This window comes from Chryseobacterium sp. GW823-FHT05E08 (assembly GCF_058795655.1).
In genome coordinates this window covers 53,810-80,426 of the sequence record NZ_JBXAHY010000001.1, presented here as the reverse complement: position 1 = coordinate 80,426, position 26,617 = coordinate 53,810, and the positions used below count along the sequence as shown (strand labels likewise).

Annotated in this window: 29 protein-coding genes and 1 tRNA gene; 8 read left to right on the top strand and 22 right to left on the bottom strand. The window is 34.4% G+C overall.

Annotated features, from left to right (window positions below; translation table 11 throughout):
- Position 1: 1 nt before the first annotated feature.
- The gene (mtgA, locus tag AC1Q7L_RS00370) at positions 2–646 is read right to left on the bottom strand and encodes a monofunctional biosynthetic peptidoglycan transglycosylase (protein WP_492305889.1); all 645 of its coding nucleotides are present in this window, start codon (positions 644–646) and stop codon (positions 2–4) included.
- Between the two features lie 42 nt (positions 647–688).
- Positions 689–1,735, bottom strand: a complete 1,047-nt coding sequence (locus AC1Q7L_RS00365; RefSeq protein ID WP_492305890.1) for an ABC transporter substrate-binding protein — start codon at positions 1,733–1,735, stop codon at positions 689–691.
- Positions 1,736–1,794: 59 nt separating this feature from the next.
- Here AC1Q7L_RS00365 and AC1Q7L_RS00360 point away from each other — a divergent pair.
- Positions 1,795–1,868, top strand: a tRNA-Arg gene (locus tag AC1Q7L_RS00360).
- Here AC1Q7L_RS00360 and AC1Q7L_RS00355 read toward each other — a convergent pair.
- From AC1Q7L_RS00355 to AC1Q7L_RS00335, 5 genes are all read right to left on the bottom strand, one after another.
- Complete coding sequence (locus AC1Q7L_RS00355; protein WP_073174633.1) at positions 1,834–3,396, bottom strand: recombinase family protein; 1,563 nt, start codon at positions 3,394–3,396, stop codon at positions 1,834–1,836. The genes AC1Q7L_RS00360 and AC1Q7L_RS00355 overlap by 35 nt on opposite strands.
- Before the next feature lie 101 nt (positions 3,397–3,497).
- On the bottom strand, positions 3,498–3,713 hold the full coding sequence (locus AC1Q7L_RS00350; RefSeq protein WP_073174634.1) for a hypothetical protein: 216 nt from the start codon (positions 3,711–3,713) through the stop codon (positions 3,498–3,500).
- A gap of 289 nt (positions 3,714–4,002) precedes the next feature.
- Positions 4,003–4,674, bottom strand: a complete 672-nt coding sequence (locus AC1Q7L_RS00345; protein ID WP_492305891.1) for an ImmA/IrrE family metallo-endopeptidase — start codon at positions 4,672–4,674, stop codon at positions 4,003–4,005.
- The gene (locus tag AC1Q7L_RS00340; protein ID WP_073174636.1) at positions 4,664–4,969 is read right to left on the bottom strand and encodes a hypothetical protein; all 306 of its coding nucleotides are present in this window, start codon (positions 4,967–4,969) and stop codon (positions 4,664–4,666) included. Before AC1Q7L_RS00340 ends, AC1Q7L_RS00345 begins: the two co-directional genes overlap by 11 nt.
- Positions 4,959–5,606: a sigma-70 family RNA polymerase sigma factor gene (locus tag AC1Q7L_RS00335; protein ID WP_073174637.1), complete on the bottom strand. Its 648-nt coding sequence runs from the start codon at positions 5,604–5,606 to the stop codon at positions 4,959–4,961. Before AC1Q7L_RS00335 ends, AC1Q7L_RS00340 begins: the two co-directional genes overlap by 11 nt.
- A 141-nt stretch (positions 5,607–5,747) precedes the next feature.
- Between AC1Q7L_RS00335 and AC1Q7L_RS00330 the strand changes: the two genes are divergently transcribed.
- From AC1Q7L_RS00330 to AC1Q7L_RS00315, 4 genes are all read left to right on the top strand, one after another.
- Entirely contained in the window at positions 5,748–5,924 is a 177-nt protein-coding gene (locus AC1Q7L_RS00330) for a hypothetical protein (RefSeq protein ID WP_175550398.1), read from the top strand.
- 70 nt (positions 5,925–5,994) lie between these two features.
- Positions 5,995–6,750: an SMODS-associated NUDIX domain-containing protein gene (locus tag AC1Q7L_RS00325; RefSeq protein WP_073174638.1), complete on the top strand. Its 756-nt coding sequence runs from the start codon at positions 5,995–5,997 to the stop codon at positions 6,748–6,750.
- 1 nt (position 6,751) lies between these two features.
- On the top strand, positions 6,752–7,927 hold the full coding sequence (locus AC1Q7L_RS00320; RefSeq protein ID WP_073174639.1) for a nucleotidyltransferase domain-containing protein: 1,176 nt from the start codon (positions 6,752–6,754) through the stop codon (positions 7,925–7,927).
- Positions 7,893–8,339, top strand: a complete 447-nt coding sequence (locus AC1Q7L_RS00315) for a type II CBASS E2 protein (protein ID WP_073174640.1) — start codon at positions 7,893–7,895, stop codon at positions 8,337–8,339. The genes AC1Q7L_RS00320 and AC1Q7L_RS00315 overlap by 35 nt, the downstream gene beginning before the upstream one ends.
- A gap of 12 nt (positions 8,340–8,351) precedes the next feature.
- On the opposite strand, the gene AC1Q7L_RS00310 is transcribed toward AC1Q7L_RS00315, so the two are convergent.
- A complete protein-coding gene (locus AC1Q7L_RS00310; RefSeq protein ID WP_073174641.1) occupies positions 8,352–8,969 on the bottom strand; it encodes a hypothetical protein in 618 nt (205 codons plus the stop codon).
- Between the two features lie 41 nt (positions 8,970–9,010).
- Positions 9,011–10,054, bottom strand: a complete 1,044-nt coding sequence (locus AC1Q7L_RS00305) for a PDDEXK nuclease domain-containing protein (RefSeq protein ID WP_073174642.1) — start codon at positions 10,052–10,054, stop codon at positions 9,011–9,013.
- A 521-nt stretch (positions 10,055–10,575) separates the two neighbouring features.
- Between AC1Q7L_RS00305 and AC1Q7L_RS00300 the strand changes: the two genes are divergently transcribed.
- Entirely contained in the window at positions 10,576–10,953 is a 378-nt protein-coding gene (locus AC1Q7L_RS00300; RefSeq protein WP_223878209.1) for a JAB domain-containing protein, read from the top strand.
- 243 nt (positions 10,954–11,196) lie between these two features.
- Here AC1Q7L_RS00300 and AC1Q7L_RS00295 read toward each other — a convergent pair whose 3' ends face one another.
- From AC1Q7L_RS00295 to AC1Q7L_RS00250, 10 genes are all read right to left on the bottom strand, one after another.
- Positions 11,197–12,954, bottom strand: coding sequence for an amidohydrolase family protein (locus tag AC1Q7L_RS00295; RefSeq protein ID WP_073174643.1), 1,758 nt, complete (start codon positions 12,952–12,954; stop codon positions 11,197–11,199).
- Positions 12,955–13,253: 299 nt separating this feature from the next.
- The gene (traN, locus tag AC1Q7L_RS00290) at positions 13,254–14,141 is read right to left on the bottom strand and encodes a conjugative transposon protein TraN (RefSeq protein WP_492305892.1); all 888 of its coding nucleotides are present in this window, start codon (positions 14,139–14,141) and stop codon (positions 13,254–13,256) included.
- A 15-nt stretch (positions 14,142–14,156) separates the two neighbouring features.
- On the bottom strand, positions 14,157–15,458 hold the full coding sequence (traM, locus tag AC1Q7L_RS00285) for a conjugative transposon protein TraM (RefSeq protein WP_073174645.1): 1,302 nt from the start codon (positions 15,456–15,458) through the stop codon (positions 14,157–14,159).
- Positions 15,459–15,462: 4 nt separating this feature from the next.
- Entirely contained in the window at positions 15,463–15,732 is a 270-nt protein-coding gene (locus AC1Q7L_RS00280; protein WP_073174646.1) for a hypothetical protein, read from the bottom strand.
- 10 nt (positions 15,733–15,742) lie between these two features.
- Complete coding sequence (gene traK, locus AC1Q7L_RS00275; protein ID WP_073174647.1) at positions 15,743–16,366, bottom strand: conjugative transposon protein TraK; 624 nt, start codon at positions 16,364–16,366, stop codon at positions 15,743–15,745.
- A gap of 12 nt (positions 16,367–16,378) precedes the next feature.
- Positions 16,379–17,371, bottom strand: coding sequence for a conjugative transposon protein TraJ (traJ, locus tag AC1Q7L_RS00270; protein WP_073174648.1), 993 nt, complete (start codon positions 17,369–17,371; stop codon positions 16,379–16,381).
- A 1-nt stretch (position 17,372) separates the two neighbouring features.
- Complete coding sequence (locus tag AC1Q7L_RS00265; RefSeq protein ID WP_073174649.1) at positions 17,373–18,005, bottom strand: DUF4141 domain-containing protein; 633 nt, start codon at positions 18,003–18,005, stop codon at positions 17,373–17,375.
- Positions 18,006–18,024: 19 nt separating this feature from the next.
- Entirely contained in the window at positions 18,025–20,532 is a 2,508-nt protein-coding gene (locus AC1Q7L_RS00260; protein ID WP_073174650.1) for a TraG family conjugative transposon ATPase, read from the bottom strand.
- Positions 20,529–20,861, bottom strand: coding sequence for a DUF4133 domain-containing protein (locus AC1Q7L_RS00255; RefSeq protein WP_073174890.1), 333 nt, complete (start codon positions 20,859–20,861; stop codon positions 20,529–20,531). The genes AC1Q7L_RS00260 and AC1Q7L_RS00255 overlap by 4 nt, the downstream gene beginning before the upstream one ends.
- A 10-nt stretch (positions 20,862–20,871) precedes the next feature.
- The gene (locus AC1Q7L_RS00250) at positions 20,872–21,177 is read right to left on the bottom strand and encodes a DUF4134 domain-containing protein (RefSeq protein WP_073174651.1); all 306 of its coding nucleotides are present in this window, start codon (positions 21,175–21,177) and stop codon (positions 20,872–20,874) included.
- A gap of 217 nt (positions 21,178–21,394) precedes the next feature.
- Here AC1Q7L_RS00250 and AC1Q7L_RS00245 point away from each other — a divergent pair, with 217 nt between their 5' ends.
- Both AC1Q7L_RS00245 and AC1Q7L_RS00240 read left to right on the top strand, forming a co-directional pair.
- A complete protein-coding gene (locus tag AC1Q7L_RS00245) occupies positions 21,395–23,218 on the top strand; it encodes an AAA family ATPase (protein WP_073174652.1) in 1,824 nt (607 codons plus the stop codon).
- Positions 23,215–24,249 (top strand): hypothetical protein, encoded by a 1,035-nt coding sequence (locus AC1Q7L_RS00240; protein ID WP_139259962.1) that lies wholly within the window; start codon positions 23,215–23,217, stop codon positions 24,247–24,249. The genes AC1Q7L_RS00245 and AC1Q7L_RS00240 overlap by 4 nt, the downstream gene beginning before the upstream one ends.
- Before the next feature lie 32 nt (positions 24,250–24,281).
- On the opposite strand, the gene AC1Q7L_RS00235 is transcribed toward AC1Q7L_RS00240, so the two are convergent.
- From AC1Q7L_RS00235 to AC1Q7L_RS00225, 3 genes are read right to left on the bottom strand one after another with little or no spacing between them, the layout of a single operon-like run.
- Complete coding sequence (locus AC1Q7L_RS00235; protein ID WP_073174654.1) at positions 24,282–24,902, bottom strand: hypothetical protein; 621 nt, start codon at positions 24,900–24,902, stop codon at positions 24,282–24,284.
- An 11-nt stretch (positions 24,903–24,913) separates the two neighbouring features.
- On the bottom strand, positions 24,914–25,309 hold the full coding sequence (locus AC1Q7L_RS00230; protein ID WP_073174655.1) for a DUF3408 domain-containing protein: 396 nt from the start codon (positions 25,307–25,309) through the stop codon (positions 24,914–24,916).
- A gap of 4 nt (positions 25,310–25,313) precedes the next feature.
- Entirely contained in the window at positions 25,314–26,081 is a 768-nt protein-coding gene (locus AC1Q7L_RS00225; RefSeq protein WP_492305893.1) for a ParA family protein, read from the bottom strand.
- Positions 26,082–26,617: the final 536 nt, after the last annotated feature.

Sequence of the window (26,617 nt, the reverse complement as noted above, 5' to 3'; positions counted from 1 at the left end):
ACTATTTCAAACTCACATTCCTCATTTGTCTCATGATCCAATTGTGTTTCTTTCTCAAATATGATGACGGATTTTTTGGATCATACTTTTTAGGATTCGGTAAAACAGCAGCAATCCAAGCCGCATCTGAAGCCGAAAGATCTTTGGACGGCTTTCCAAAATAATACTGTGCAGCAGCTTCTACACCGAAAACCCCTTGCCCCATTTCAATCGAATTAAGGTATCTTTCCAAAATAATATCCTTAGTCCAAACCTTCTCAATAATAAAGGTATAAACAGCTTCCAACCCTTTTCTCAACCAGCTTCTACCCTGCCAAAGAAAAACATTTTTCGCTGTTTGCTGAGAAATTGTGCTTCCACCTCTTATTTTTTTTCCTTTTTCATTGTTTTTCATCGCTTTTTCGATGGCCGTGTAGTCGAAACCGTCATGCATAAAGAACTTTTGATCTTCAGAAGCAATGACTGCTTTTTTCACATTATTCCCCATTTCGTCGTAGGAAATGTAATCTCTGTGCAATTTTCCGAACTCGAAAAGTCCTCCGATCTGTGTAATAGTGATCGGCGGATTGAAGAATCGCCCCCAAACAATGAATACCACGTTGAGAATGAGAACAATAAAAATAAACTGTTTAATTTTTTTCCACATATCTATTAAAAAGGAACTGCAAAAATAAACAAATACTCTGAGTTATTGCAATTCTTTCATATAAGTCAACTGATAATCCGGAAGAAGCTCCGGGTGGAAAATTTTAATATAATCTTTAAGAACAAGATCGGCTCTTACAATTCCGCTTTCAAAAAAGTCATTGGCTTTTTGTCTTTCTTTGCCCATAATTCCGTAGATTTTTCCTTTGTTGAAAACACTTAATTTTCCATAAAAAGGATTCAGGCTAAGCATTTCTTTTTTTGAAGTATGATTTCCGGCATTTACCCAATATTGAACCGTATTGGATTTTGCAAAAACTTCTTCAAAGCTCATTGTTAACGCCTTTTCATCTGTATTATTTTTTAAAATATATTCTGCGTTGGCATCTGAAATAAAATTGGCTACAGAAGTTTTCCCACCTGGAAGATACCAGACATCGCCATACATTTCATTCGCTAAAACAACAGGTTTTGATTGAGCTTTTAAAGCCAGTTGCTTTAATTCGTTATAATTTTTCTCAATTTCAGTGAATTTTGTTTCGGCTTCTTTATCTTTTCCAAAAAGCTTTCCGAAAAGTTTTAGATATGCCGTCTTTTCCAATGGTTTTTGCTCCATGTATTCATCAAGGAAAATTACCTGAATTCCGTTATTTTTTAATAATTGATAGGTATTATCGAAACTTGCAATATGATTGGTGAAAATTGCATCAGGTTTTAATGAAATGATTTTTTCTACATCATATTTCTGTTCGCTTCCTACATTCTGAATTTTTCCTTCTTTAAGTAAGTTTTGAATTTTATCTGAATAAATATATTCCGGACTTGAAACTCCGATAATCAAATTTTCTGCTCCCAACTCGGAAATATATCCCGCCATACTTGCATTCAGTAAGATAATTTTCTTGAAAGGAATCTGATTTTTCTTTAAATCATAAGTAAAATTTCCCGATTTTAAGTGTAAAGCATCATTCTTCTCATCATACTGAACCAAATTCGAGATGGAAACCGATTCTGAAGGTGATTTTTTTTGCTCTCTTTTACAGGCGATTAGCGTGAAAAACGTGATTAACAGTAAAATTTTTGCTTTCATCTTTCAAAGAAAAGAAAAAAGTGCTATATTTGCAAACCTTAAAACAATAAGGAAACAATGGCCTCGTGGCGCAACTGAATAGCGCATCTGATTACGGCTCAGAAGGTTACAGGTTTGAATCCTGTCGAGGTCACAAGACCGACATTTGAAGATTTTACTCTTCGATGTCGGTTTTTTTTATTTCCCAATCCATTGTTATACTGGTAGATACACTGAGCAACAATATTCATTTTAGGTGTTTGAAAACTTTTTCCGTCAAATTCAACTTTTTGGGGAAATATCAAACACCCAATCGTTCTTTTCGTTTGAAGATCACCCTGCTGATAAAGGTTTACAAGGTTTTCCATCCCGTCAAGTGCAGTGTCTATTGTTGTTCTAATGTCAAGCTCCTTGCTATCCGAAACCATTTGCTGAAGCTCCTGTTCCAATTGTTCAATTTGTGATTTTGTGATCCTTTTGATCTCTTTATAATCCTCTTCATCTAATTTATCGACAAGATATTTATCTCTTGCATTAGCAACCTTTTCATTGAGTAAATTGATCTCTTTTGAAATTGACTTTCTTTTAGCTTCTATATCACAAGTGAATTGTTTATAATTATCTAAAAGTATCTCCTTCATAAGTTCTTTGATGATCGGATTGTATTCCAGTTTAGAAATTTCAAACTCAAAGAGTTCATTTAACTTGTCAGAGTCAAACCTGAATCCACATTTATAATGGCAATGATAGTAATAATAGGTTCTAGACTTTCCTTTTGCACCGCTTGCCGTAAGATTCTTTCCACACCTTGGACAGACTAGAAGGCCTCTAAGGGGAAAACGCTCGTTTCCAAGAACTCTTCCACCAGGACCCTCTAATTTCCTTTTTTTGTCCATAATGTGTTGAACCTGATTAAATAATCGTTCGCTAATCAATGCCTCGTGTTTTCCTTCAGTGTAATAAGCTTCCTCTTGTTTATAGTCTTCAATATAGATCTTCCCGCAGTAAACCGGATTTCTCATAGCTTTGGAGAAAGCACTTCTTGACATTGATACTCCCTCTCTTTTATTCATTTGCAGCCTTACATGGTCAGCAGGAATATGACCTTTGGAAATCTCATTAAATGCCCAGATAATATTGGAAGCCTCCGGATCCTTAATTGCAATATATTTTTTACCATCTTCATGACTTCTGTTGATATATCCATAAGGAGCTATCCCCATCAGTCGTCCCTCTTTTTTTGCTCTTCGCATTCCATGGAAAGTATTTAATGCTCTTCTGTCATTTTCCACTTCGGGAGTAGATAAATAAATAGCCAACATTAATTTATTTTCAGGAACTGACATATCCAAAGGCTGCTCAATGGCTTGGGGAATAACGTGATTTTTTTGGAGCAAACTGATCATTTGATAGGCATCACTGGTATTACGACTAAATCGATCCCACTTTGTGAATAGAACCAAACTGCTTTTATGGCTCTTTTTTTTGATTTCGAGAAGATACTTTTTCCACTCAGGACGTTCAAAACTTTTAGCTGAATGGTCTTCATAGATTACTCTATTAATAGAAATATCATTATTTGCACAATATCTGCGTAATCTTTCGTCCTGATCTCTCTGAGAATATCCTTTTTCCGCCTGCTCATCAGTGGAAACTCTTATATATAGATCTGCTATTATCATTGTTCTGATGATTTCGTTAAAATTTAATTTTAGGGAGTAAACAATTAAAAATCTTTACAGTAGAAATTCATCATTCTAATATTTTACTAAAATACGAATAATCAATCAGATGTAAAAAATTCTTTGAGCGTAAGTTTTACAACAATGTATAGAAATTCCATAATTTCTTCTGATTGTTCTTCATTAATATTATAGCCAGCTGTTCTAAGGATTTCCAAAGCTTTATCGGGAGGAATTTTCTTTAGCTTGATTGTTGGAATATATTTTTTAATATCGGGCTGAGATACGGGCTCATTCTTGGATCTATCTTTCTTCATAACAATCTCATCAAGAATTTTATCTTGACAGAAATAAATTAGATAAAAGTTAGTCTAAGATTTAATACTGTCTTCTAAAGTCAGAGAATGTCTTTGATCTTCTTTAAGATTATTATAATTAGATCTAAGTACACACTACAAAGGCTAAATTAGGGACAGCTAAAATCAATCTTCCCAGATAATACTTAAAGCCTTATTTCTATGGGGAATACAATGCTCATAAAATGATCGGTTTGTATCATAATCTCTCACATTATTAAACCAATCCATCGCCCATACTTTTTCTGTTTTATAAACATCTCGCAGATTGGATTTGGAAAAATACTCCTACGACTGTATTTTTAGGAATTTTTTTTTCATTCAGTAACCATTTGTAGGGAAAGTCATCGCTTTCTAATTTCCATTTAACCACTCCGTTTTCAACGTAAACAATCATAATAGGATGATTTCCTATTTGAGCAAATCTCAAAGCACAGGCAGTAATACTTACATTATATCGGGTTGCAAGATTTTGAATTAATTCATAATTAAATTTTTTTCTGAAAATTTCGTCCTTAAATCTTGATTCAGGCATAAGTAAACAAGATGCAAAATAGTCAGCCTCTCTTTCTATAGTGTCAAATTGTTTTTTATTAGTATTAGACGAGTGTGGGACAAGAATGCCTTTTTGTAATCCTACTCTATGAGCATCAATAAAATAGTGCCCAAGTTCGTGAGCCAATGTGAAACGTCCTCGTGTAGAATCTTTCCTATTTCCACTATCAATATTGAGATGAACGTAGAATTTACGATTTTGATACACAGTCATACCATCGAAAGTACCTGTTTCATATCCATCATAAAATAATTCTAAACCTTCATCTTGTGCAATCTTATCTACAGGAGTCAATTTCTCATCATACTGTAAAGCAATAAATTCGGCTAACTCTTTTATATGACTTAAAGGCGTATTATTTATCATTTTTCTTATGATTTGCCTTCATTTTATCTATAATATGTTGAGGGAGAGCATTACCCTTTCTTGCAACCATTCTTAGTTCTTCAATCTCATTATCTAACGCTTCAGTACTTTCAGATTTAATATTTTTAAGTTTTTGAATACCTCTTCTAATAATATCTTCAGGAGAATTCCAATCGCTTGGAGTCTCGTTGTAAATAGGGTTGAGTGATTCGAATGCCTCAACCTCCTTTTCTGTTTCTGGAAAAAGTAACCCTTTAGCCTGTAATAATTTTCTTATGCTATTTTTATTTGACATTCTTTAAAGGTTTTAATTGAGTATGTTGAGTGATATAATCAATAATTTTTTTTTCGCTTCTTTCACGTATTTTACGAATATTAACTTTAGTTGTTCCATGCATTTCACACAACAAATCTAAAGTATCAGAAGGTGTTTTTTTACCGTCTTCATAGTATAAATAAAGTGTTAACAGTATATGCCTATCTCTCTCTGATAAAGTATTTAATGCATCGTTTAGTACTTTCATATTTGCACTTTCAAAAACTTCTAAAGGTAGTTCTTCATTAAATGCTACAGTTTCTGTACCAATTTCTTCCAGAGAAGGATTGCTGTGATAATATTCTTTCAGTAATCCCTTTAATTCGTTCTTTGCTACTACAGAGAGCCAAGCTTTGAAAGTTTTATCATCTACAGTATCCTTCGGAAAGGAAAAAGCCAAAGGATCCTCATAAAGCTTATAAAAAGTGTTGTTCATCACAGTATTTAATACATGTTCATCATAAATTCCACTAATCTTCAGCACTCCAGAAATTACTGTGTTTAAAAATTTACTATAATTTTTATAAAGATTTGTAAATGCTGCTACTGCACCACCTTCATCAAGTGACTTTTCAGAAATGAGTAATAGCGTTTCTTCAATTTCGTCTATTGTCATTGGCTTTTATATTAAATAAATATTCGTGACAAATTACAAAATATTAATCAATGTCACGCTTTTTACTTTATACTTATAAGACATAGAGTCTAAGGCAATTCCATTGTGTCTCAAGTTAATGGAAAGATTGTACATAAAGTTATGGCAACAAATCCACCAAGTGGCGATGGCCACAGAAACGGTGCTGTCAAAGGGCGTTCTCAAACTTATAATCCTAAAACCGATGCCTGGGTTAAACGTGACACAGAAACTGGAAGATTTATGGATGTAAAAACCTCTGACAACACACCTTTCAAAGGAGTAAGAAAAGAAAAATAACTCTTTTGAAAACTCACAAGTGTTAATTGAAATTAATACTTGTGAGTTTATTTAATTAAAAATCAAATATATGATAACAACATTATTTACAACGATAAAGCCATTTTTAATAAAAGGTGCAAATGTAGCTTGGGAAAATAGGAATCAGTTAGCATTATATTTCAAAACTAAGTTTTGGAAGTATCGTAATGTCGACATTCGTTTTTCCATAAGTGGTTTGTATAAAATTCAAATTCCTGGCGCAAACAAATATTTGTTAGTACTGAATAGAAGAATTGAAAATCAATTACAACCAGTTGGAGGTGCATATAAAAGATATGCAGATGATACTTTATTTAATAAATGGGGATATAAACCAGATAATTTAAAAAATGGATTGGATGTCGATGAAAAGAGTTCTTCTGATTTAAGATTTATGGTTAATGGGAAGCACTGCATAGAGGTGCTTAATTGGTTTGATACTGGTAATGAAAGAGAATTAGATCCTAAAAGAGAATTTAAAGAAGAACTTTTAGATACCGGGATTCTTGATTCAGCTATTTTTCAAAATTTTAATCACAAAAGAATTCGCAGATTTTCAAAAAATCTTATTTGGAGTGATTTCTTTAGCTGTTACGAGATACTAATCTACGACATCTTTGAATTGATTCCAAACGATGCTCAGAAAAAATATTTAGTTGAGTTATCAAAACAAAAAAATGACTTATCAAAAGGATTTGCCATTGTAGACTGCGATAGTATTGAGCAGCTTAGACTGATTGAAAATGGAACTCAAATTTCCAGAATAGGACAACATACAAAATTAATAATTAATAAAGATTTTTAAAATGATAGACATTTTTAAGGATTATATTCTTCAAAGAGAGGAACTTTTAGCAAGAATTGCACAAGAGTTACAGTTGGATAAAACCCGATTGGAAAGAATGGAAACGGCTTACAATACTGTCGCAGATTTATTAAAAAAAGATAGTGATTTCTTTAACGATTTAGTTATAGAAATTTATGCCCAGGGATCAACGCGTACCGGAACTACCGTTAAGCCTATTAATGATAAAGATTTTGATCTTGATACAGTACTACATATCTATGATCCCTATTACAAACATAGCCCAGAAGATATTTACAATGCTTTGGTTAAAGCTTTGGAAAAAGATTCTTATTACAAAGCTATTATGGAAAAGAAAAAGCGATGCGTTCGCTTGAATTATAAAAGTGATTTCCATATGGATATTTTACCAGCTTGTATGCCTAATTCTTTTGAGAAGGAAGTCATTAAAATTCCAGAAAAAGCACTTAAAAATTGGTCTAGTGGAAACCCGAAGGGATTTTCAATTTGGTTTCTGAGTGCTGCAAATACAGCAAGTGAACCACTACTTAGAAAGAATTTTGATTCTTTGGTCAAAGCACAAGTTGAAACTGAGAAGTTGCCACAAGAAGTGTACTTTAAAACTCCATTACAAAGAGCAACTCAGCTAATAAAAAGATATAGAGATATTTACTTTCAAGATAAAGACTACCGAGTATCAAGTATTGTAATCACCACACTGTTAGGGCAACTATATCAGGGTGAAAATTCTATTTTCGAAACAATAGATAATGTTGTTAAAAGAATTAAGGATAATTTTTCGGTTGCAGTTAATCAAGGAATCAGATTTAAAATTTATAACCCAGTAAACCCTGAGGAGGACTTCACAGATTCATGGACGTCCAGCCATTACAGCGCTTTCTATAGTTTTATTGCAGATTTTCATATAAAATGGCAAAATCTTAAATTTTCGTTTGAAACTAGTAAAGAAGACTATATAAAGCTATTTGGTGAAGGTATATACAAAAAAGCTCTCAACGAACAGATAGTTGCTTTCTCAAAATCAAGTAACAACGTTTTCACCAAAGCGAGCAGTTTAATTACTACCGGTGCAGCACTAACAAATGTTCAAGGAAATATTAATTCTAATACAGGAATAAAAAATGAATCTCATCACAATTTTGGAGGTAAATACTAAGAGAGAAAACCAAAAGAATTGGTTTTCATTTTTAGTTGTCCAAAAAGCTTTAGTTGAAAAATATTTTGATTGGATCAATTTATCAATTGATACAAAGGAGAGAACTTTAAAGGGAACAGGCACATTACATTTTGGGGAGAAATCTTATTCTATTCGATTAGCGTTTTCCCCTTTTTATCCATTCCGTTATGATCGAATTTTTATTGATGATAAATCAATAGTTTATGATAACGATATTCATCTTTATGCTAATGATCTATCTTTATGTCTTTACCATCCAATTATCGACCAACCTTTACTAACCAAGACACCACTTTTCAAAATCATACCGTGGATCTCAGAATGGATTGTGTTTTATGAACAATGGAAAAAATATGGAGTTTGGCTCGGAAAAGAAATTAAACACTGTTAGTCAAATAAAATATTATTGAATATTAAATTTCTTTATAATATTGTCCAAGGCGGTCAATTGATTTTCCGTAAGCCGACCTCTCTGTTCGCAGGATTTTTTAAGAGAACGAACAAAATCCGTATTAAAAGTAGTATTACTCTCTGCCCATTTTAAAATCTTATTAATTTTGTTAAAATGAGAGTTTGTTTCATAACTTGTAAAACTTAGAAATTTATTATTGATATTTTTTTTGATCTCCAATTGCCTAGGGGACAAGCTTCTTTTACGAAAAATTGATTTATAAAATTTATAATCAAACTCTGTCATTCCTCTTTTCCTATAAAAATATTCAATTACTTCAGCACTTATACTTGATGTAATGTCTTCCCGTAATTTCTTTATCGAGAAAAATATTTTATTTCCAGCATCTATGCCCAGAAATTTATTTATACAACAATTTCCCACCTCAGTAACAGCTAAATTTATTCTATTTTTTATTACACAGATGTTTCTAATAGGATAATGACCACAAAGGCAACTTTGTAGTTCTTCGGCATAATAAGCAAATTCAAATCCCCATTCATTTTTCGCCAGATCCCATTGTTTTGATTCACTTAAATTAATAATCTCTTCTGTTAGTTTATAATGCATTTTAAGTTTACTTTATGAAATACTTACTATTTTTTAGCGCGTTAATTAATCTGTCTTTTTAGTTCTTCTTTGCTTGGAAGAATTGATTTGTATTCTTTAGCAAAAATGGTTTTATTATTTTCTGGAAGTGTAAATTCTATGACTGTTTTATTTTCTTCTTTACAAAGAATAATTCCAATGGTTGGGTTCTCATCTTCAAGCTTTATTTTTCGGTCATAGTAGTTAACGTACATCTGCATTTGTCCAATATCCTGATGGGTCAACTTTCCTATTTTTAAATCTAGAAGAACGAAGCACTTTAACAGGCGATTATAGAAAACCAGATCTACAAAGAAACTGTCACCCTCGAAAGTAAATCTACGCTGACGGCCTTCAAATAGAAAACCTTTACCTAATTCCAGCATAAAATGCTCCAGCTTATTGATGATTTCAGTTTCCAGATCACTTTCAGAATAGCGGTTATCTTCTTTTAAATCTAAGAATTCCAGAACATAATGGCTTTTTAACACATCTATAGGTTTCTCCACAATTTGACCTTTCAGTGCTAATTGTTTCACACCCTCCTTATCCCTGCTTAATACCAATCTCTCATAAATCGCTGAACTATATTGACGTGTTAACTCTCTTACGCTCCAGCTATTCTGACTTGCTTCTATTTCATAAAAATTTCGTTCTTCCTCATTTTCAATTTTCATTAATTGAATGTAGTGAGACCAGGATAATGAAAAAATAGAATTACGAGACACTGATTCATAATTTGAATCTTCAGAAGAAATACGAAACGCTGTTTCGTAATTTTCTGTAATCCTATTTTGAAACGTCAGATAAAACTTTCTCATCCATTGCAAATTATCAACAGAATATCCTCTTCCAAACTCTTTTGTCAGTTGCTTACTCAAATTTTTCAACGTTTCCTTAGCATATTCCGCTCTATCCTTTCCACCCTGTTCATTCTCAACAATTATTTTCCCTATTTCAAAATAGGTCAATAACATGGTGGTATTTATATTTCGGACAAGGCTAGTTTTAGCATTATCAATTAAATGCTTTATAGAAATGAAAAGGTTGGATGATAATTGACTCATATGTACAAATTTAAAATTATTTATTTACTAGACATCACTCGTATTTTGTGTGAAATATGACTTTTTAATGAGATCAAAAGAAATTGACTGCACTTGGCAATAATTGGCAGTCAGTGGCTTTTATCGGACAAGGAATAAACGTAAGAAAATATTTTCCATAATAAACCGGTAAAAAGGCAGCTAAGGTATTGTTGCAAGCCGGCAGCCTATGCCAACAAAAGACTACGGCATAAACGGTCTCCTCCCTAAAGGTACCCTCCAATTATTCCGTTTCCTTTTGGTTTTTATTCTTTGACAACACTTCATATCTGCTTTCTTTTTTCCGGTTTTTCTTTTGAAAAATATTCAGCAAAGCCTGAAAGGCTTATAAGGAATAAATCGGAAAAGAGACTGAAAACAAGTCAAAAATATAACAAGTACGGGAAATTCAAGTCTCTGCCGTATAAGAGCAATCACATGGATTTTAATATTGTCAATGAAATAAAACTAAGTTATTCAAGAAAGGAAACTCTGAGAAATTAATAAGCTGTTCACGTGATGCCGTTGATGTATTCCGTCAATACTTTGACCTTGAAGAAATAGATTACAGAGAAGCATTTTTTGCATTGTATTTAAATCAGGCAAACAAGGTTTTAGGGATAAAGAAAATATCCGAATCAGGTATTTCTTCAACCATAGTTGATGTAAGAATTATTATGCAAGCAGCCCTACTATGCAATGCATCCGCTATAATCTTAGCACATAATCACCCGTCAGGAAATTTAAAACCCTCAAATGAAGATCTAAAAATAACCCAAAATATAAAAAATGCTTCGAATTTCTTAAATATTCAATTGCTGGATCATTGTATTTTAAGCTCAGAAGACTATTTATCATTTGCTGAAAAAGGTATATTATAGCTCTATACTCACTGAAAAACCGGTAATTTGAAATTATCGGTTTTTTTTTGCAAAAAGATGGTTACGACAATAATCGTAACCATCTTTTTGCATTGATGTGGCGCAATATATTCTAAAACACTTTTTTGTATATCAAAAAATATTGCTGCCTTTAGTAGACTATTCTTTATTCTTTATAGTTAATACATCTAAATTACATCATCATATTTATTCAATCAAAAGTTGAAATTGATCTGCCATTTACTAAATTTTAATATTCCCATGAATATTGTTAAACAAAAATCGTTTAGGATTAACATATGCAATCGTATCTAACTCCGCATCACCAAGATTATGATAACATTCCGCCAGCATATATTTTTCAGTTTTATGATTTCTTACAACATAAAAATCGGTACCAAAAAGTATTTTGTCCCTAAGATTTTCATTCTTTAATGAATGTTTCAGTAAAGGATGAATTTCATCACTATGAACAATATAACTGATATCAGCATAAACATTTTCATATTGTAACATCATACTTGAAATAAGTGAATACCAATCAACATATTTCCATAATTGTTCCATTTTCCCAGGAGTTGGCTTTTCATTTTTCTCTGGAAAAAACTTAATCCCTCTATCCGGATGCGTAATGATTTGTTTACTGAAATCATAGCGTTCCATTTCGAGAAACCTCTTCCATTCATCATCTCCACCATAATGTGCAAAACAAATCTTTAGTTTGCTTAAATTACACGTACGCTTAGTCTTTTCATCAGTATAACCAAATAACTCGCGAATTTTAGGATCTTTCGCGTCCTTCACCACTTTTCTCAGCAGTGTTTCATCTAGTAAACATAAATAGTTTAATGGATGTGTGAAATTGTTTATAAAATCAATATTCTTAGTTTGTTTCAACAAAAGTGGTTCATAAAGTTCACTTCCAATATTTTGCTGAAAAAAAGGATGTCTATCCCATTCTTTCTTTTTAGTTCCTCTGTAAAAAATAGTCCCCTTTATACAATGAGTCATGATAGGTAAATTATTATCTGCAGCATATTTCCATAAGGGTAGCAATCTTTCATCAAATGGATAATATCCTAAAGCGGGATAAATCTTAAATCCACTAAAATGATGATCCATAATATATTCTTTTATATGACAATCCAATAGTTCAACATGGTTATTTGTAATCCTACATCTAAAATAATCATCCTGTTCTTCTAAACGTCTTGGATCTGCAAAAACAAAAGGAAAAACAAAATCTGAAAACTCTTTATTTTGTTTTAGTTCAACAAGTTCTGCCATCTGATCAAGATAACCACTTCCTTTTTTTAACTTTCCAGCTTCCATGTACTCCATATCCATTGGAAGAATAACAAATCCAGTATTTTTAGGGTATTGATCTCGAAGATCCATATAGGTAGAACTTTGTTGTCTATGAAAAGCATACCTTCCTATATTTAAATACCTCTCCAAAAGTTCTTTGGTCTGCTTTCCTGGAAGAATTCCTAAAAAAGCATATATTTTTTTTAGGATGAAAAAAATAAAATTTCTACCACTTTTAAAAAGTATCAAAAAAGTAAGAACCAATGTAATCTGGACATAAAATGATTTGAAATTTTGTACTAAATGATAAGAACCCAATATAGATCTTATTGTAAGCAATTCCTCGCCTAAAATTGAAGGCGAAAAACCGATTAAACCAATCCAATCATAAATAATGTAGAATACATTTACGAATAAAAGTATCCCTAATAAAAAAGCTACTATTTTTCCTGCTATCGTTCTACTGGCCTGAATCTTGACATCGTATAACAAGGATTCAACGCGCTTGTATCTTGGCTTAAACCTCCATTTCCCTAGTGTATCAAAATAGAGTCTAAAACCCCCAACAATTATTGATAGAGACAAAATATAATACAAAGGCCAGGGCAGAAATGTTTTGGCTAAATAAGGAGGAACATGATCACCTGTAAAAATATGAGCATGGCAGTTGATTAAGGAAGTTTTTTTTCCCATAATATAATTTGGTTTTAGTTTTTATTGATGATCTCTTCACTCTAGTATTGAATCAGATCGTATTCAAATCTATTGAATATCAATAATATTCGCAATAACTATTTTTCGTGACTTTAATGTGCTAAAAAAAGAAAAAGAGGCCAAAATTCTGACCTCTACACTTATTAATTTTTATTATCAAACTTAAATTCTGTCTCTTTCATTTCCGAAACAATTGTAAATCCATATAGTAAAATACTAGTGGTAAGCATAAAAATTACGGCTAAAAACATTTTATTCATTTTGTTTGGTCTTTATTTTTAATCTGTTATTAGCCTTGCATGAATCAGATCTTTATTTTTAAGCCGCACTTTCTGATGTCTTCCCCCGTTCTTTTCCAAAATTTCGATTTCCAAAATCTGATCTTTTAGGAGCGTAAACTGATCCAATAGATAAATTCCTAAGATGTTCGAGTGATCGGAAGCCGTTATTTTAGGAAAATGAACGCGAATCGGATCTAAAAGCTTCTCCTGAACAACCATACGTTTTAAGTTCTTCTTGTCAACAATCTTGAAGTTGACCCATTCAATAGTATATGCCACATTACTGGAGTTTTCAACCTCCAAGGTGAAATAAAACTTGTTATCATTGACATGCAATGACCTGACTGAGAATTGAATTCCATAGTTTTTGGAAACAATATGCTTAATAGTTCTTTTGCTTTTCTGGTAAAGATTTTCCATAATAAGTGCTGTCAGCATAGATGGGCTTCCTTTAAGATCTTCAAATAAAACATCTGTTGAATATTGTCGTTCCGTATCTCTCTGCAGTTTTAATAAATCATAACTGAGGACTGCCGGATAAGGACTGTAGAATGCATCAAAACTGTAAAATTTTCCGTCTTCAGTAATGACTGAAAAATTGGTTTCTTCTTCGAAATCTCTTACTGCCGACTTAACCCGGAGGACATTTCCAATAGGTTCTGCCTTATTAGCAACCAACAGATCGCTTCCAAGATCAACATATCGAATGGGCGATGGAAATAAGAGATGTGATGTTTTATTATAGGTAACCTCCATTCTGAACGGTATCAATCGTGCTTGCTCCAAAGGAAGATAAGAAGTAGTGGAATCCTGAGCAAATGACCTGCTGCTTAGGATGAGCAGCAGTAGAATTCCCAAAATATAATGGCTCTTTAGTGTGTTCATTTTTTATTAATTTAATTAGTTATTCTTTGGTACAAGTAAAATCTGATGACCAGCTTTTACCGTTACCTTCTGCTGTCTGACTTTTTTCTGAAAATAACCAAACACTCCCTGTACCACTCCCCTGCTTAAATCCGATGCAATCTGCTGCCCGGCCGATTGGGTCATCATAATATTCGTTCCTGAAGTCTGACTCATATTCGCTACCATATCTTTGACTGCATTTTGTTCAGGTGAATAAGGAACATTCAGTCCTGGCTGCCCATCATTGTCATATACATTAATTTCCACAGGATAAATGCTACCTTCATATTCAATTGAACTCACTTTCAGATGAAGTCTTCCCCCTTGAAATTTACTTGTTCCGATGAGCACTGTGCCTGATGGAATTTCTATACGATCCAACTGCATACTTTCTGAGAGCATGATTGATAATGAACTTTCATTCACTACTATTTTGGTTTCAGAAACAATACCCTTTATCGCATTCTTAGATTGCCTTGGTTTTTTTTTATCACTTTGTACGTCAAAAAATCTATTATGATTCAACCGTAGAATAAAAGCGCTGTCAGCTGGTTCTCTGTACAAGGATGAAACTATTCTGGAATGAGTAGCTTTCACTGCGGTAAGCTTAACCTTCTTTTCATTCGATGGCTTTGTTTCTTCTTTTTCCTTTGGTATAGTCCCTTCTTTCGAAGCGGAAGGAAGGTATTTAGCTGCCATCTGGTAGGATTTTTCCATCAGTTCCAACTGATCGTTGATTCCGAGGCCTGCAGGAACAGAATTATTTTGTATTGCATCCTTTTTTAATCTGGAAATTTCCTTTCTTAGATCATTGACTTCCTGATTATCCTGCCGATAGAAAGAACCTAAGGTCTGTTGTGCATTTCGATAACTATTTACCGCATTCTGGTCTGAACGTGATAACTCACCTGATTTACTGGTAGATAAGGATGATCCGGAATTTTGATTAACATCATTTTCATCTGTCCAATAATCAGATAATGTAGTGAGGGCATTTCTCTTTTCTTCAGTTTTTTGTTCCAAAAGCTGCTGCTCATAAGCTTTTTGCTTGTCCGATTGCAACTGACCGTCTTTTGCCTGGGGAATTGCAACATTAAGGCCTTCCTTTGCAACAATCGTATTATTGATTTTTGGTTTAAAAATCAGATATAAACAAATCGCACATAATAAAGCCATTAAACAATAGATCATTGGCTTTTTAAGCTGCTTCCATTTCGCTTTTGGATGATCTCCTATTACTCTATCATTTTGAGGTAGGTCATCTTCTGTGATTTTTATTTTTTCAGAATCTTTCATCCTTCTATTTCTTAATTAATGAGTTAATCTTATTAGCTTGTATTGTATCCTTTGTTTGAGGGCTCCCAGAAATTCCATCAATATGATTGATCGATATTTCATTATCCCTCTGACTTGTCGATATGCAGATACTAACAATTACCAGTAAAGTGAGCAAAGCATATCCTCCGAAAAAAAGCTTGATTAATAATCTTTGTCGCTTAACAGGAAGAATTTTCCAACGGTTATCTGCTTGCAGGGTGTAATATTCTATTTTATCTCTTATTCTTTTCATAAGGGGACTTTTAGCGTTCTACGGTTTCAATATCTTTGTTTTCAAGGACGTTGAATTTCTCAATGGTAAATCCCTGAGGATTGCTGTCAGACCTTACTGAATTAACCAATGAGGAGTTTGTAATCAGACTTCTTATGGTAAGGTTGCTTGATCTGATGATAAATTGTCTGGCGTAGGTTTTTACGGTATAAGGATAACTGTCAAAGTCTGCAGCTAGGCTGTCTATCTCCACTCTCTGCTGGATATTCCCTGAAATGATTCGGTTATAATATCCTTTTTCCTGAAGGTCTTTATAGTAATTAAATGCAGATTGATCAGCGAGATTGAATGCTCTTTTCACATTGCTTTCAATAGCATTTTTATCCGGTGCTACCGTAAAAAACAACTCATGAAATCTTCTGACATGCTCTCTGGCTTCAACAGGCCTGTTGATCGACATATCTTGAGAAAGTGCCACCATCAGAGATTTACCATTATCCAATACATAAATCTTCTGTCGCTGCTCTTCAGCAAACTGATATGATTTAAATACAACGACTCCTACAACTACAAAACAAAGGAGGGTAAAAACCAACGTAAACAGACGGATCTGCTTGAAGCTACTCTCAATATTCTTTAATGATTTAAATTCCATAGTACTGTATTTTTATTTTAATAACCTTCCTGAAATATTACCTGTTGCAGAGCCTGCGGCTGCTCCCGCAATATTTCCCGACTTTGTGGCGGTCTGATTGACATTGCGCATAAAGTTTCCTGCTCCTCCCGCCTGAATTACCCAGCCTGTAACTGTAGGTACGGTAAAGTATCCTATAATTCCGATCACCATATAAATGATGTAAACCGTATTGGAAGTGTCCGGAATGAAGGTGGGATCTGCCAGCATTTCAATATCCCGCTCTAAAATGAGTGACTGTATTTTAGCCAGTATAGAACTGAAAATATCAGCAACAGGAAGCCAGAGATACACACTAATGTACCTTGTCAGCCATTGGGTTAAAGTGGTCTGAAAGCCATCCCAGACTGAAATTGCAAAAGCAATGGGTCCTAATATTGAAAGTACAATCAGAAAAAATGTCCTTATCGTATCAATGACCAATGCTGCTGCCTGAAAAAGAATCTCCAGAAATTCTCTGAAACCGTCCCGTATGTCTTTCTTGATAGCAAACATTTCTCTTTCGATATACATACCGGACATTGTTACCAGATCAGAAGGTGACCATCCCAGCTCTTCAAGCTTTTTATCAAACTCTTCATTAGAAATCAGATAAGCCATCTCCGGATTTCTAAGCATAGCTTCTCTCTCCAGAAGATCTTTTTTCTCTTGTAATTCATTCAAATCCAAAACCTGATTTTCCAACATCGAATGACTTCCCTGAACAATTGGGCTCAGAACACCATTGATACTTCCCAACACCAAGGTTGAAAAAAACATGATGCAGATCCCTAAGGCAAATGGTCTGAGCATCGGAAACAGATCAATCGGCTCAGCACGGCTTAAGGACTGCCAAACTTTGATGGCTACATAAAACAAGGCTCCTAACCCCGCAACCCCTTTTGCTACGGCTGCCATATCTGCACACAATGGCATCATTTCCTCATATACTGATCGTAGAACTTCATGTAAATTCGTAGGCTCCATATTACCAGTATTTTTGGTTAGAGGTTCCGTACAAATCCAATACTCTTTTGGTATTGTTCTGCTTTTTAGCTCTCAGATAGCTCACTGAAATATTTTTGTTGGTATAGTATCTAACAAGATTATGATATTCCTTGACCTCTTTGTAAACTCGGTCAATGACCTCCATTCTTTCTTTATCATTTAAAGAAAGACCATTAGAGGTAATGATTTCCTTCAGTTCTTTAAGCAGCTCAGTGCTTTCAGTGAGTAACGCAGAATAACCATTGGCTATGGAAGATAATTCCTGCGCATTAAAATTCGGGTCATTCAGCATTTTACCGAAATTATTGACATACATCTCGGAAACATCCCCTACAAGCAAAACAGTTTGCTGCACTTTTCTGGCATCTTTTACCAAATTGTTGATAGCTTTCAACTTATCATAATAGTCCTTGCCTTGTTCGTAAACTTTCTTTACTTCATTAAAGTTTTTTACAACGTTCGATACAGTTGATGAAGTCTGAACAATTTCATTGGCAGAGTTTAAAATACCTGATGCAAGATTAGCAGGATCGGTAACGACAAATTGTGCTTTTGCAAAGGTGAAGGTAGCGAAGAATGCCACCACTAATGTTTTAATGATTAAATTTTTCATTGTTGTAAATAGGTGTTGATTAATTGTCTGTGGTTGATTTGATTCTCTTTAAAGAAATCCTCTTGATAGCATGTTCGACATTGCCATCAAGTTCTGATGCAAGATTCATCACTTCCATCTTTTCTGTCTCTTCGGTAGTGTACGCAAGATATTCCTCAGTTGAGACTTCAGTGGCATAGACTGCCGAGTGCGTTCCACCCAATCCGATCCAAACCTCTTTGTACAGTCGCTTCGGATCATTGTTCATATTGATAGATAATACCTGAGATTTTTCTTTATCCGTTAGTCCAAGCATTGCCTGAATGTCATCAAACTTATTCATGTATTTACGCTGATCCAGCAGGATCTTACAGTCTGAATTATTAATGATACTTTCCTTCACAATAGGCGACTGAATAATATCATCAACTTCCTGGGTCACTACAATAGCTTCCCCAAAGAATTTTCTGACAGTCTTGAACAGGTATTTGATGTATTCCGCCATTCCCTCTTTGGCAATTGCCTTCCAGGCTTCTTCAATGAGGATCAATTTTCTAATTCCTTTAAGTCTTCTCATCTTGTTGATAAAAACTTCCATAATGATGATGGTCACAATGGGAAACAGAATCTTATGATCTTTAATGGCATCGATTTCAAAAACAATGAAACGTTTGGACAGCAGGTCCAGCTGCTTTTCTGAATTGAGCAGGTAATCATATTCCCCACCCCTATAATATGGCTCCAATACATTGAGAAAGTTGGTAATATCAAAGTCTTTTTCCCTGACCTTTTTCTGCTCCAGCACTTTTTGATAATCCTCCTTGACATAATCATAGAATCCATTAAATGAGGGATGCTGTTTGTTTGTCTTAATCATTTCAATATAGCCGCTTACTGCATTGGACAATGCTACTTCTTCCGATCGGGTTGGCGGTTCATCATCTCTTTTCCATAAAGTGAGAATCAGTGTTTTAATACTTTCACGTTTTTCGATATCAAAGATTCCATCGTCAGTATAAAATGGATTAAATGCTATTGGATTATCCTCTGTGTAGGTGAAATATACTCCATCCTCGCCTTTTGTTTTACCTTTGATGAGTTCACACAATCCCTGATATGAATTTCCTGTATCGACAAGCAGAACATGAGCCCCCTGCTCATAATACTGTCTGACCATATGGTTCGTAAAAAAGGATTTGCCACTTCCTGAAGGTCCAAGGATAAACTTGTTCCTGTTCGTAATAATTCCTTGTTTCATAGGAAGGTCAGAAATATCCAAGTGAATAGGCTTCCCTGTGAGACGATCTGCCATATTAATTCCAAAAGGAGAAGGTGAATCCTGATAGTTCGTTTCTTCTGTAAAGAAGCAAAGTGCTGGCTCAATAAATGTGTAGAAACTTTCCTCACTCGGAAAATCGCCTGCATTTCCGGGAATTCCTGCCCAGTACAGAGTGGCTGTATCAGTGGTGTTATGACGAGGCTTACATTCCATCAAAGCTAAAGCACTTCCTGTATCGTTTTTTATTTGCTTCAACTCAGCCGGATTATCTGACCAGGACATCACATTAAAATGAGCACGTATCGATTGTAAACCAAAAGAATGTGCTTCATTCAGATACTTTTCAATCCATTCCTTATTGATCTGATTGGCTCTGCTGTACCTTGCCAGGGAATGCATATTCCTTGCAGATTTTTCAAACTTAGAAAGGTTTTCATCACTGTTGTCAATAAACAAATATTGATTATAAATGTGATTGCAGCTTAATAACAACCCGACAGGAGACGCAAAAGACAGTAAACAGTCACTACGGTCTGTACTTAACTTTTCATATCTGCTGTGAGATGAAACAGTACCTGGCAAGTCATCGGTATCCGATAAGGTATGCATGCTGAGACGATTGTTGCCGATCCGCATTTCTTCCGAACCTAGCTTGATATCCTGCAGTGAAGGATGGGTTTCACAAGATAAAGTGAGATACTGTTCCAGAAGTCCTGACTTTTCAGCAGTACCTGAAATTTCATCCTCCCTCATTCTTTCCAAATGGATATAACCACGATCGTTCATAATCCGCTCAAGCTGATCGACAGCCTCCAGAAAACGATTGATTACCTCTTTATCCTTAATCTCTTTTGGAATCAGTTTGCCTTTACATAAAGATGAAAAATTACTCTGCATCCGTATTCTTTCCTTGGAGGTCTTTGTAATAAACAGGTAACAATAATGATTTAAAAAAGGTCTTTCATTGAAATGCCTTTCAAAAGATTTGGAAAGAAAGCTTTGATCTTTTCTTGAAAGATCAGGATTATAATTTTCTTTGATAAACCAGTCCTGTTTATGAACGACGGTATAGTCGGGAAGCGTTTTAATCGCCTTGAACCATGCTGAATGGATTGCTTCATACTCAGCCGAGGCAACCGTAAATAATTCCGGAAGTCTGACCTTAAAACAAACCGTGATGTCCGCATCTTTTGAAATAATGCAATCATTTTCAATGGCTAACAATGGAAATTTACTCTCCAACGTTGCTGCTTTGGAAGAATTTCTCATACGTATGCTCTTTTACGGTTAGTTTTCAAATACCTGTAAATACTCTTTCGACTGATGATGTATTTCGGATGCTTCTTGCGTGCGCCTAATTTCATCAGACCGTGCTCACCGTATTTTCCATTCAGTGCGAAGGTCTGCCATATAAGAAGTCCACTGCTGACTCCTCCGAGAATTAAACACAGATACGTATTAACTCCAGCCATATACATGATCATTACACAGATCAGCAAACCCAACAAGCCTCCCGAAAAAATAAAAAGGTATTGTGCTTTAAGTCCTTTAAATTCTACCGTCCTTCCTATTCCTTTATTAATGTGATAGCTATTCATAATCATCATTTTAAAGAAAGAATGAGCGAAGAATAGTTGCGGCAACAATTAAGAAGATACATGCTCCGAACCAGCTAGCAGCCGTCTTACTGGTGTCAGGATCCCCACTGCTGAACTTGTTATAAACCTTTACACCTCCAATGAGTCCGACGACTGCACCTATGGCGTAAATTAATTGTGTAGCGGGTTCAAAATAAGAAGTGACCATCTGTGTAGCCTCATTGATTCCTGCGGTTCCGTTGCCCTGGGCAAAAACAACAGCTCCTGATAATAAAGCAAACATTGTCAGCCAAACTTTTTTTCTAGCTTTTTTCATAATCCGAATTGATTTTTGTAATAATGATCCTGCACCCTGCAGGATTCTGGAACAAATGTCATCAGGAAAGTAAAGCAGCGAGTGAACGTGGCTCTCAGTGGAACTGTTTCGCTTTAGATTGCATTACCGAAGTAAGATTTTTGTAGAACTATTTAATTTATTAAATTGGAGAATAATTAATCATTTAAAAACTAACCATAAAAACAATTAAACAGGAATGCAGATACATTATATATGGATCAAAGAATACAATAATTTGAAAAAAGCTGGAATAAATCTATCATCTAACTTGCTTATAGATATGGATGATGACTTTACCCTGACCATCGAAACAAATCCTAATTACATTGATGATTTTATTGAAGAAAAAAACATTACCAATGTTAGTGCAATCATTGGTAAAAACGGAACTGGCAAATCAAGTGTATTGAGATATATAAAAGGTAATTTGCCTAAAGGCGTAAGCGCAATTGTAAAAAATGATTTATTTATTTACTCTGTGTATGATGATCATAAAAGACAAAGCTATTTTATAGCATATCCAGAGACAATGCCTTTAAAAATTGTAAACAATGCGGGGCTTAATTTTACTGAGGAGACCTATAATAATCTACGTTCTTCATCACGTCTGGATGATTTCACCTACATCTACTATCATTACTTGCCTGAATTCAATGAAGACAATAAAAACTGGGATGGGCTTCAGAATATTTCAACCACCTCCCTGCTACAAAAAGAAAGGAAGAGGATCTTAGAGGATTTTCGTTCCTTGAAAGAAAACCAAACCTTGTTGAGCCACACCAATGATCTGGATTTTCTACATCTGCAGGAAGTTCTTCAGGCTATCGTTTTGCTGACTCACACAAATGAGAAGCTGCCTTTTAGAAGACCTAAAAATCTCTCAATGAATATTGACAGATCGGAACGTCAAGTATTTCAAACTGATCAAAAGACTTATAAGGATGTTGTCATACTGTTGCAAAAACTTGAGAAGCGTATTCCATTGCATTCCGACATTAAAGATCTTTTTTTAAGCAATCTACTAGAGGCGATCTTCATCAATTTTCTCATCACTGAAAGAAAGTACAGTGTCAACAATCCATATCTCCACAAGATTCCGCTGAGAAAAAACGAGAATCGTGATGAATATATTAGACGCTTTTTTAGTACGATGGAAGATGCATCGACAATGTATAAGGATAAAAAAATTGAGATTTCCAGGCTAAAAGAACTGTCCTGGAAAGTACCGCAGTTTACTGCACTAGTGTCCAAAATGATTGATAATAAGAAGATTTATGTGACTGATGAAACAGAAACACATTTGCTGATAGATTTTGAGGCCGAGGATGACTTTAGAACTTTTCAGCAAGCGTATGCAACAATCAGAGGGATGACTTCATTTCTACAATTTCGCTGGCGTTCCTTGAGTGCTGGGGAGCAATCCTACCTTTCCTTTGTTTCACGGTTCTATTCTCTGATACACGATAAATCTGTGACCTTACAAAAGAATCTAATGATCCTGATTGATGAAGGCGATGCCGGATTCCATCCTGAATGGCAACGAAAGTTTTTTAAAAATGCTATGGATTTTTTAAGCAGCATTTTTGCTGATAAGAATATACAATTGATATTCACATCGAATACCCCATTTTTAACCTCAGACCTCCTCAAATGTCAAATTCTTTTTGTTGATAAAACGGAAAATGGAAAGTCAACATTTCTGAGCAAGCGAAATCATAATGAAAATACATTTGCGGCCAACATTCATACGCTTTTCTCCGATTCATTCTACATGGATGGAATGCTAATAGGCGAATATGCAAAAGATAAGATCAATAAGATTATCAGTTATCTCAATAATAAAAAGGTTTCAAAGCCTAACGACAACTATAAAAAAATTATTGACAGTATTGGAGAGCCTATCTTACGTAAAAAATTGACCGATATGTGGTTCGAGAAATTCGGTCTTGAAGAGGAACTCGCAATCTTGGAAGAGAGAATGAAAGAAGTAAAGCTGAAAATAAAAAACAAAAAAAAATGATAAAGGTTCCCTATAGCCTGACAGAGCTAGATCTTATGGCCAAGGATTACTATAAAGTGATCGAAAAAGAGTTTGATATCAGAGATCAACTGCAAAAATGGCCCAATGATGAACTGAAGCCTGTGATGACATTTTTGGAAGCAAATCTCGATACAGTAATGATAGGAAGACCTGATCAGCTTGAAATAATAATGACTTCTCTAAAAGCATCTATTGATACCGCAAAGCAATTGTATATAACAAATCACCCTACTAAAACTGATGGTTCAGCAACGAAAGATAGTGACGCAAAAGCTTGGTTTAAGGCTCAGATCTTTCAGATATTCAATTATGACAATAACAGCAAATCCTTTATTTCAAAAAATAAAGGAAAACTTGCCTATGATCATGCAGCAATCTTGAATATGAATACCTGTCCCTACTGCAATGCCAACTTTACATTCACAATTAAAAGTAAAAAACTAAAGTCAAGACCTCAGTTTGATCACTTTTTTAATAAAGGAAGACACCCTTATCTGGCTCTTTCATTCTATAATTTAATACCAAGTTGTGCGCTTTGCAATTCAGGCGCATTAAAAGGACAGAAGGAATTTACGCTCAAAAAAAATATTCATCCGTTCCTTGAGTCTATCGAGAATACATATGAGTTCAGAACAAAAGTAGATGCTGTGGATTTCCTCGTTTCCAAAAAAAACTTCACATTGGAAATGGTACTTTGCAACTCCAAAAAAGACACGGATCCTGACGTTATAAAAGCAAAGGGAAATCTTGAAATCTTTGCTTTAAATGATCGATATTCCTACCATAAAGATATTGCAGAAAGTGTGATCAGAAATGCACACATCTATTGCAATTCAACCATCAAGGATTTGTATGAAACTTTTGAGATCAAAGGTAAAAAGATCTTTACCTCAGAACAGGAAATAAAGGAATTAGTGATAGGCAATTATTTAGATCCGTTGAATAGCCATAAGAGAATTCACTCAAAACTGGTCAGGGATATTGCAGATGAATTTGGACTTACTGTTTGATAAAAAATAAATGAAAAAGATATAAGGGGGAGTTAAATAAACTCCCCTATATCGAAACCATCTACAGAATTTTTACGTTTGGAAAAAACGGTTTGGTCATCATTCGAAATGCTCTCTCTCAACAAAATGGCAATTCTTTTTGAAGCATCTCCTAATGAATTCTCTAACAGATCAAAAAGCTCGGTTCCCTGAATTTTTTGAATTATATGTACTGCTTGTCGTTCTAAGTCAGGCTTCAGCACGTCCTGTTGCAGCAGCTGACCCACAGTACTCAATTCCTGAAAGGTAACCCCTGTAGCAAACCCGCTTTCAATAGTAGAGTTCTCATATTTCCAATCTTCATTCTCCTGCTCCCATTCATCATTTTTGACTAGGATATCATCGAGATTTTTAGTCTGACCCATAGTGTCAAATTCGGCTTCTCTGGTTTCTAATTCAAAATTATCTTCTGTTTGTAAAGTAGATTCATTTTGTCTCTCATTCGTATCGATTGACGATGGTTGTCTTTCTCTTTGTATTGTCTCTCCCATAATAGATGGTAGATTCTTAGTTTTAGTAACATTATCTTTTCCACGGAAATTGATTGAAATTTTTTTGTCTACAAGAACTAAAACAATAATGATTAATAAACCGATGATGATAATTTGTTCCATAAGAGGATAGATTAAAAGATTGGACGGTATTTATTATTGAAATCATCAGTAATTTCCTTTTCAAACATTTCAAAATGATAAGCCAGTATATTATCCAGATAAGCATACAGAGGAATCTGATCATCGGCGATGATTTGAATAATGCGTGAGAGGCGTTCGTGATATTCAGAACGGATATAGATACTTTTATCACCACGCTTAGTCATTGTATGATGAGTAAGAAACTGCTCCATATAAGTTATATCATTACTTTTCTGACTCTTCAACTTATTCTTTGTTATAGCTTTCTCCTTTTGGGGATCTGCATTTTGTACAGAAACTTCTTTCTTGGGACTTCCTGCCATAATGGACATCAGATATTGTTCATCGATACCGTTATCTTCATTGTTATTTTTGTCATGTTCCATACTCTTATAGTTTTACAATTCTTAAAAATTCTTCTATAAACTGATCCAGCCTGCACTGAGCTAACAACTTAGGATCTGCAGGCAGTAAAGTCGATCGGAAAACAGTCTTTGTAATGGTCTCTCCTTCCTTTCGAAATCTTTTACTGTCTGTAATGTTTGTTTCCATAAGCGGCAGTCCTAAATCTGAAATCACTTTACTGTAATTTTTGTAGAGTAACGTCCGTTCTCTTCCATCCACCTGATTCCAGAAAAGATGGATAGCTCGGATTCCTGTTTGAGTTTCTTTCATTAATACATTGGTCAGAACATCGGTGAAACTTAGCGTACTTTCCAATACGAGACGATCTGCAGTAATAGGAGAAAAAATATAATGGACATTCGTCAATGTTTTTAAAATACCAGCAGTATTCACAGTTCCCGGTAGATCTAAAAATATAATATCAGGAGTTATTTCCGAGCCATCAACATACATATCTATCTCTTGTAAAACCTGATCAGTTTTACTCTGAAAAATGGGGTAAGCTTTTTTATTAATACTCCTAAATTGCTTGTGAGCCATCTTTTTTAAAATCTCATTCTGCATCACCATTTTTAAATCCCGCTCTCTCATTTGGAGTAAACTGTACTGTGGAAAGTCACAATCAAAGACAGCAACCTGATATCCCATTCGATAATGAAGGATACTTGCCATTAATGTTGTAAATATGCTTTTTCCTACGCCTCCCTTTTGAGTGGAAAAAGCAATAATTGTGGGTTGTTTTTTTGTTTTCATTATAATTGAATTTTAGTTAATCCAAAGTTGAAAGACTGAAGGATAGCAAGCCATCAAACCGTAATAAACTCAAGCATGATATTTCGCCATCACGAATGTTGGCTATGACCACTGAAAGCTGTATTGGCTTCCAGCATTAGTTAATGAATCTCATCTATCTTGCAATCCTGATAGATTGAATTTCTGACTTCTATCTGTCAAAAATGATATCCCGAAACCTGACATTCCTGACGGCAAGAATGCAGGATTTCCAGAGTTAAAGAATTCTATCAGATTTGCAGTTAGGAAGTCCTGCCCTCAATCTGATGCAAATAAAAAACATTTCTATTTCAGTGCTTTTATAATGGTAGTTTTTGGCAGAACCCGTCCGTCTTTGGCTTTGTTTACTATACTGTTTCTCTAATTGATAGTGGTTTACTTTGTTTCAGAAGATTGAGGAGTTTTTTGAAATGGTAGTATCTGAATAGTATATTGCTATCAATCTATTCTATTCAAAATATTTCCTTTCACCCGAAAGGGGCAAGTTATGTTTTGAG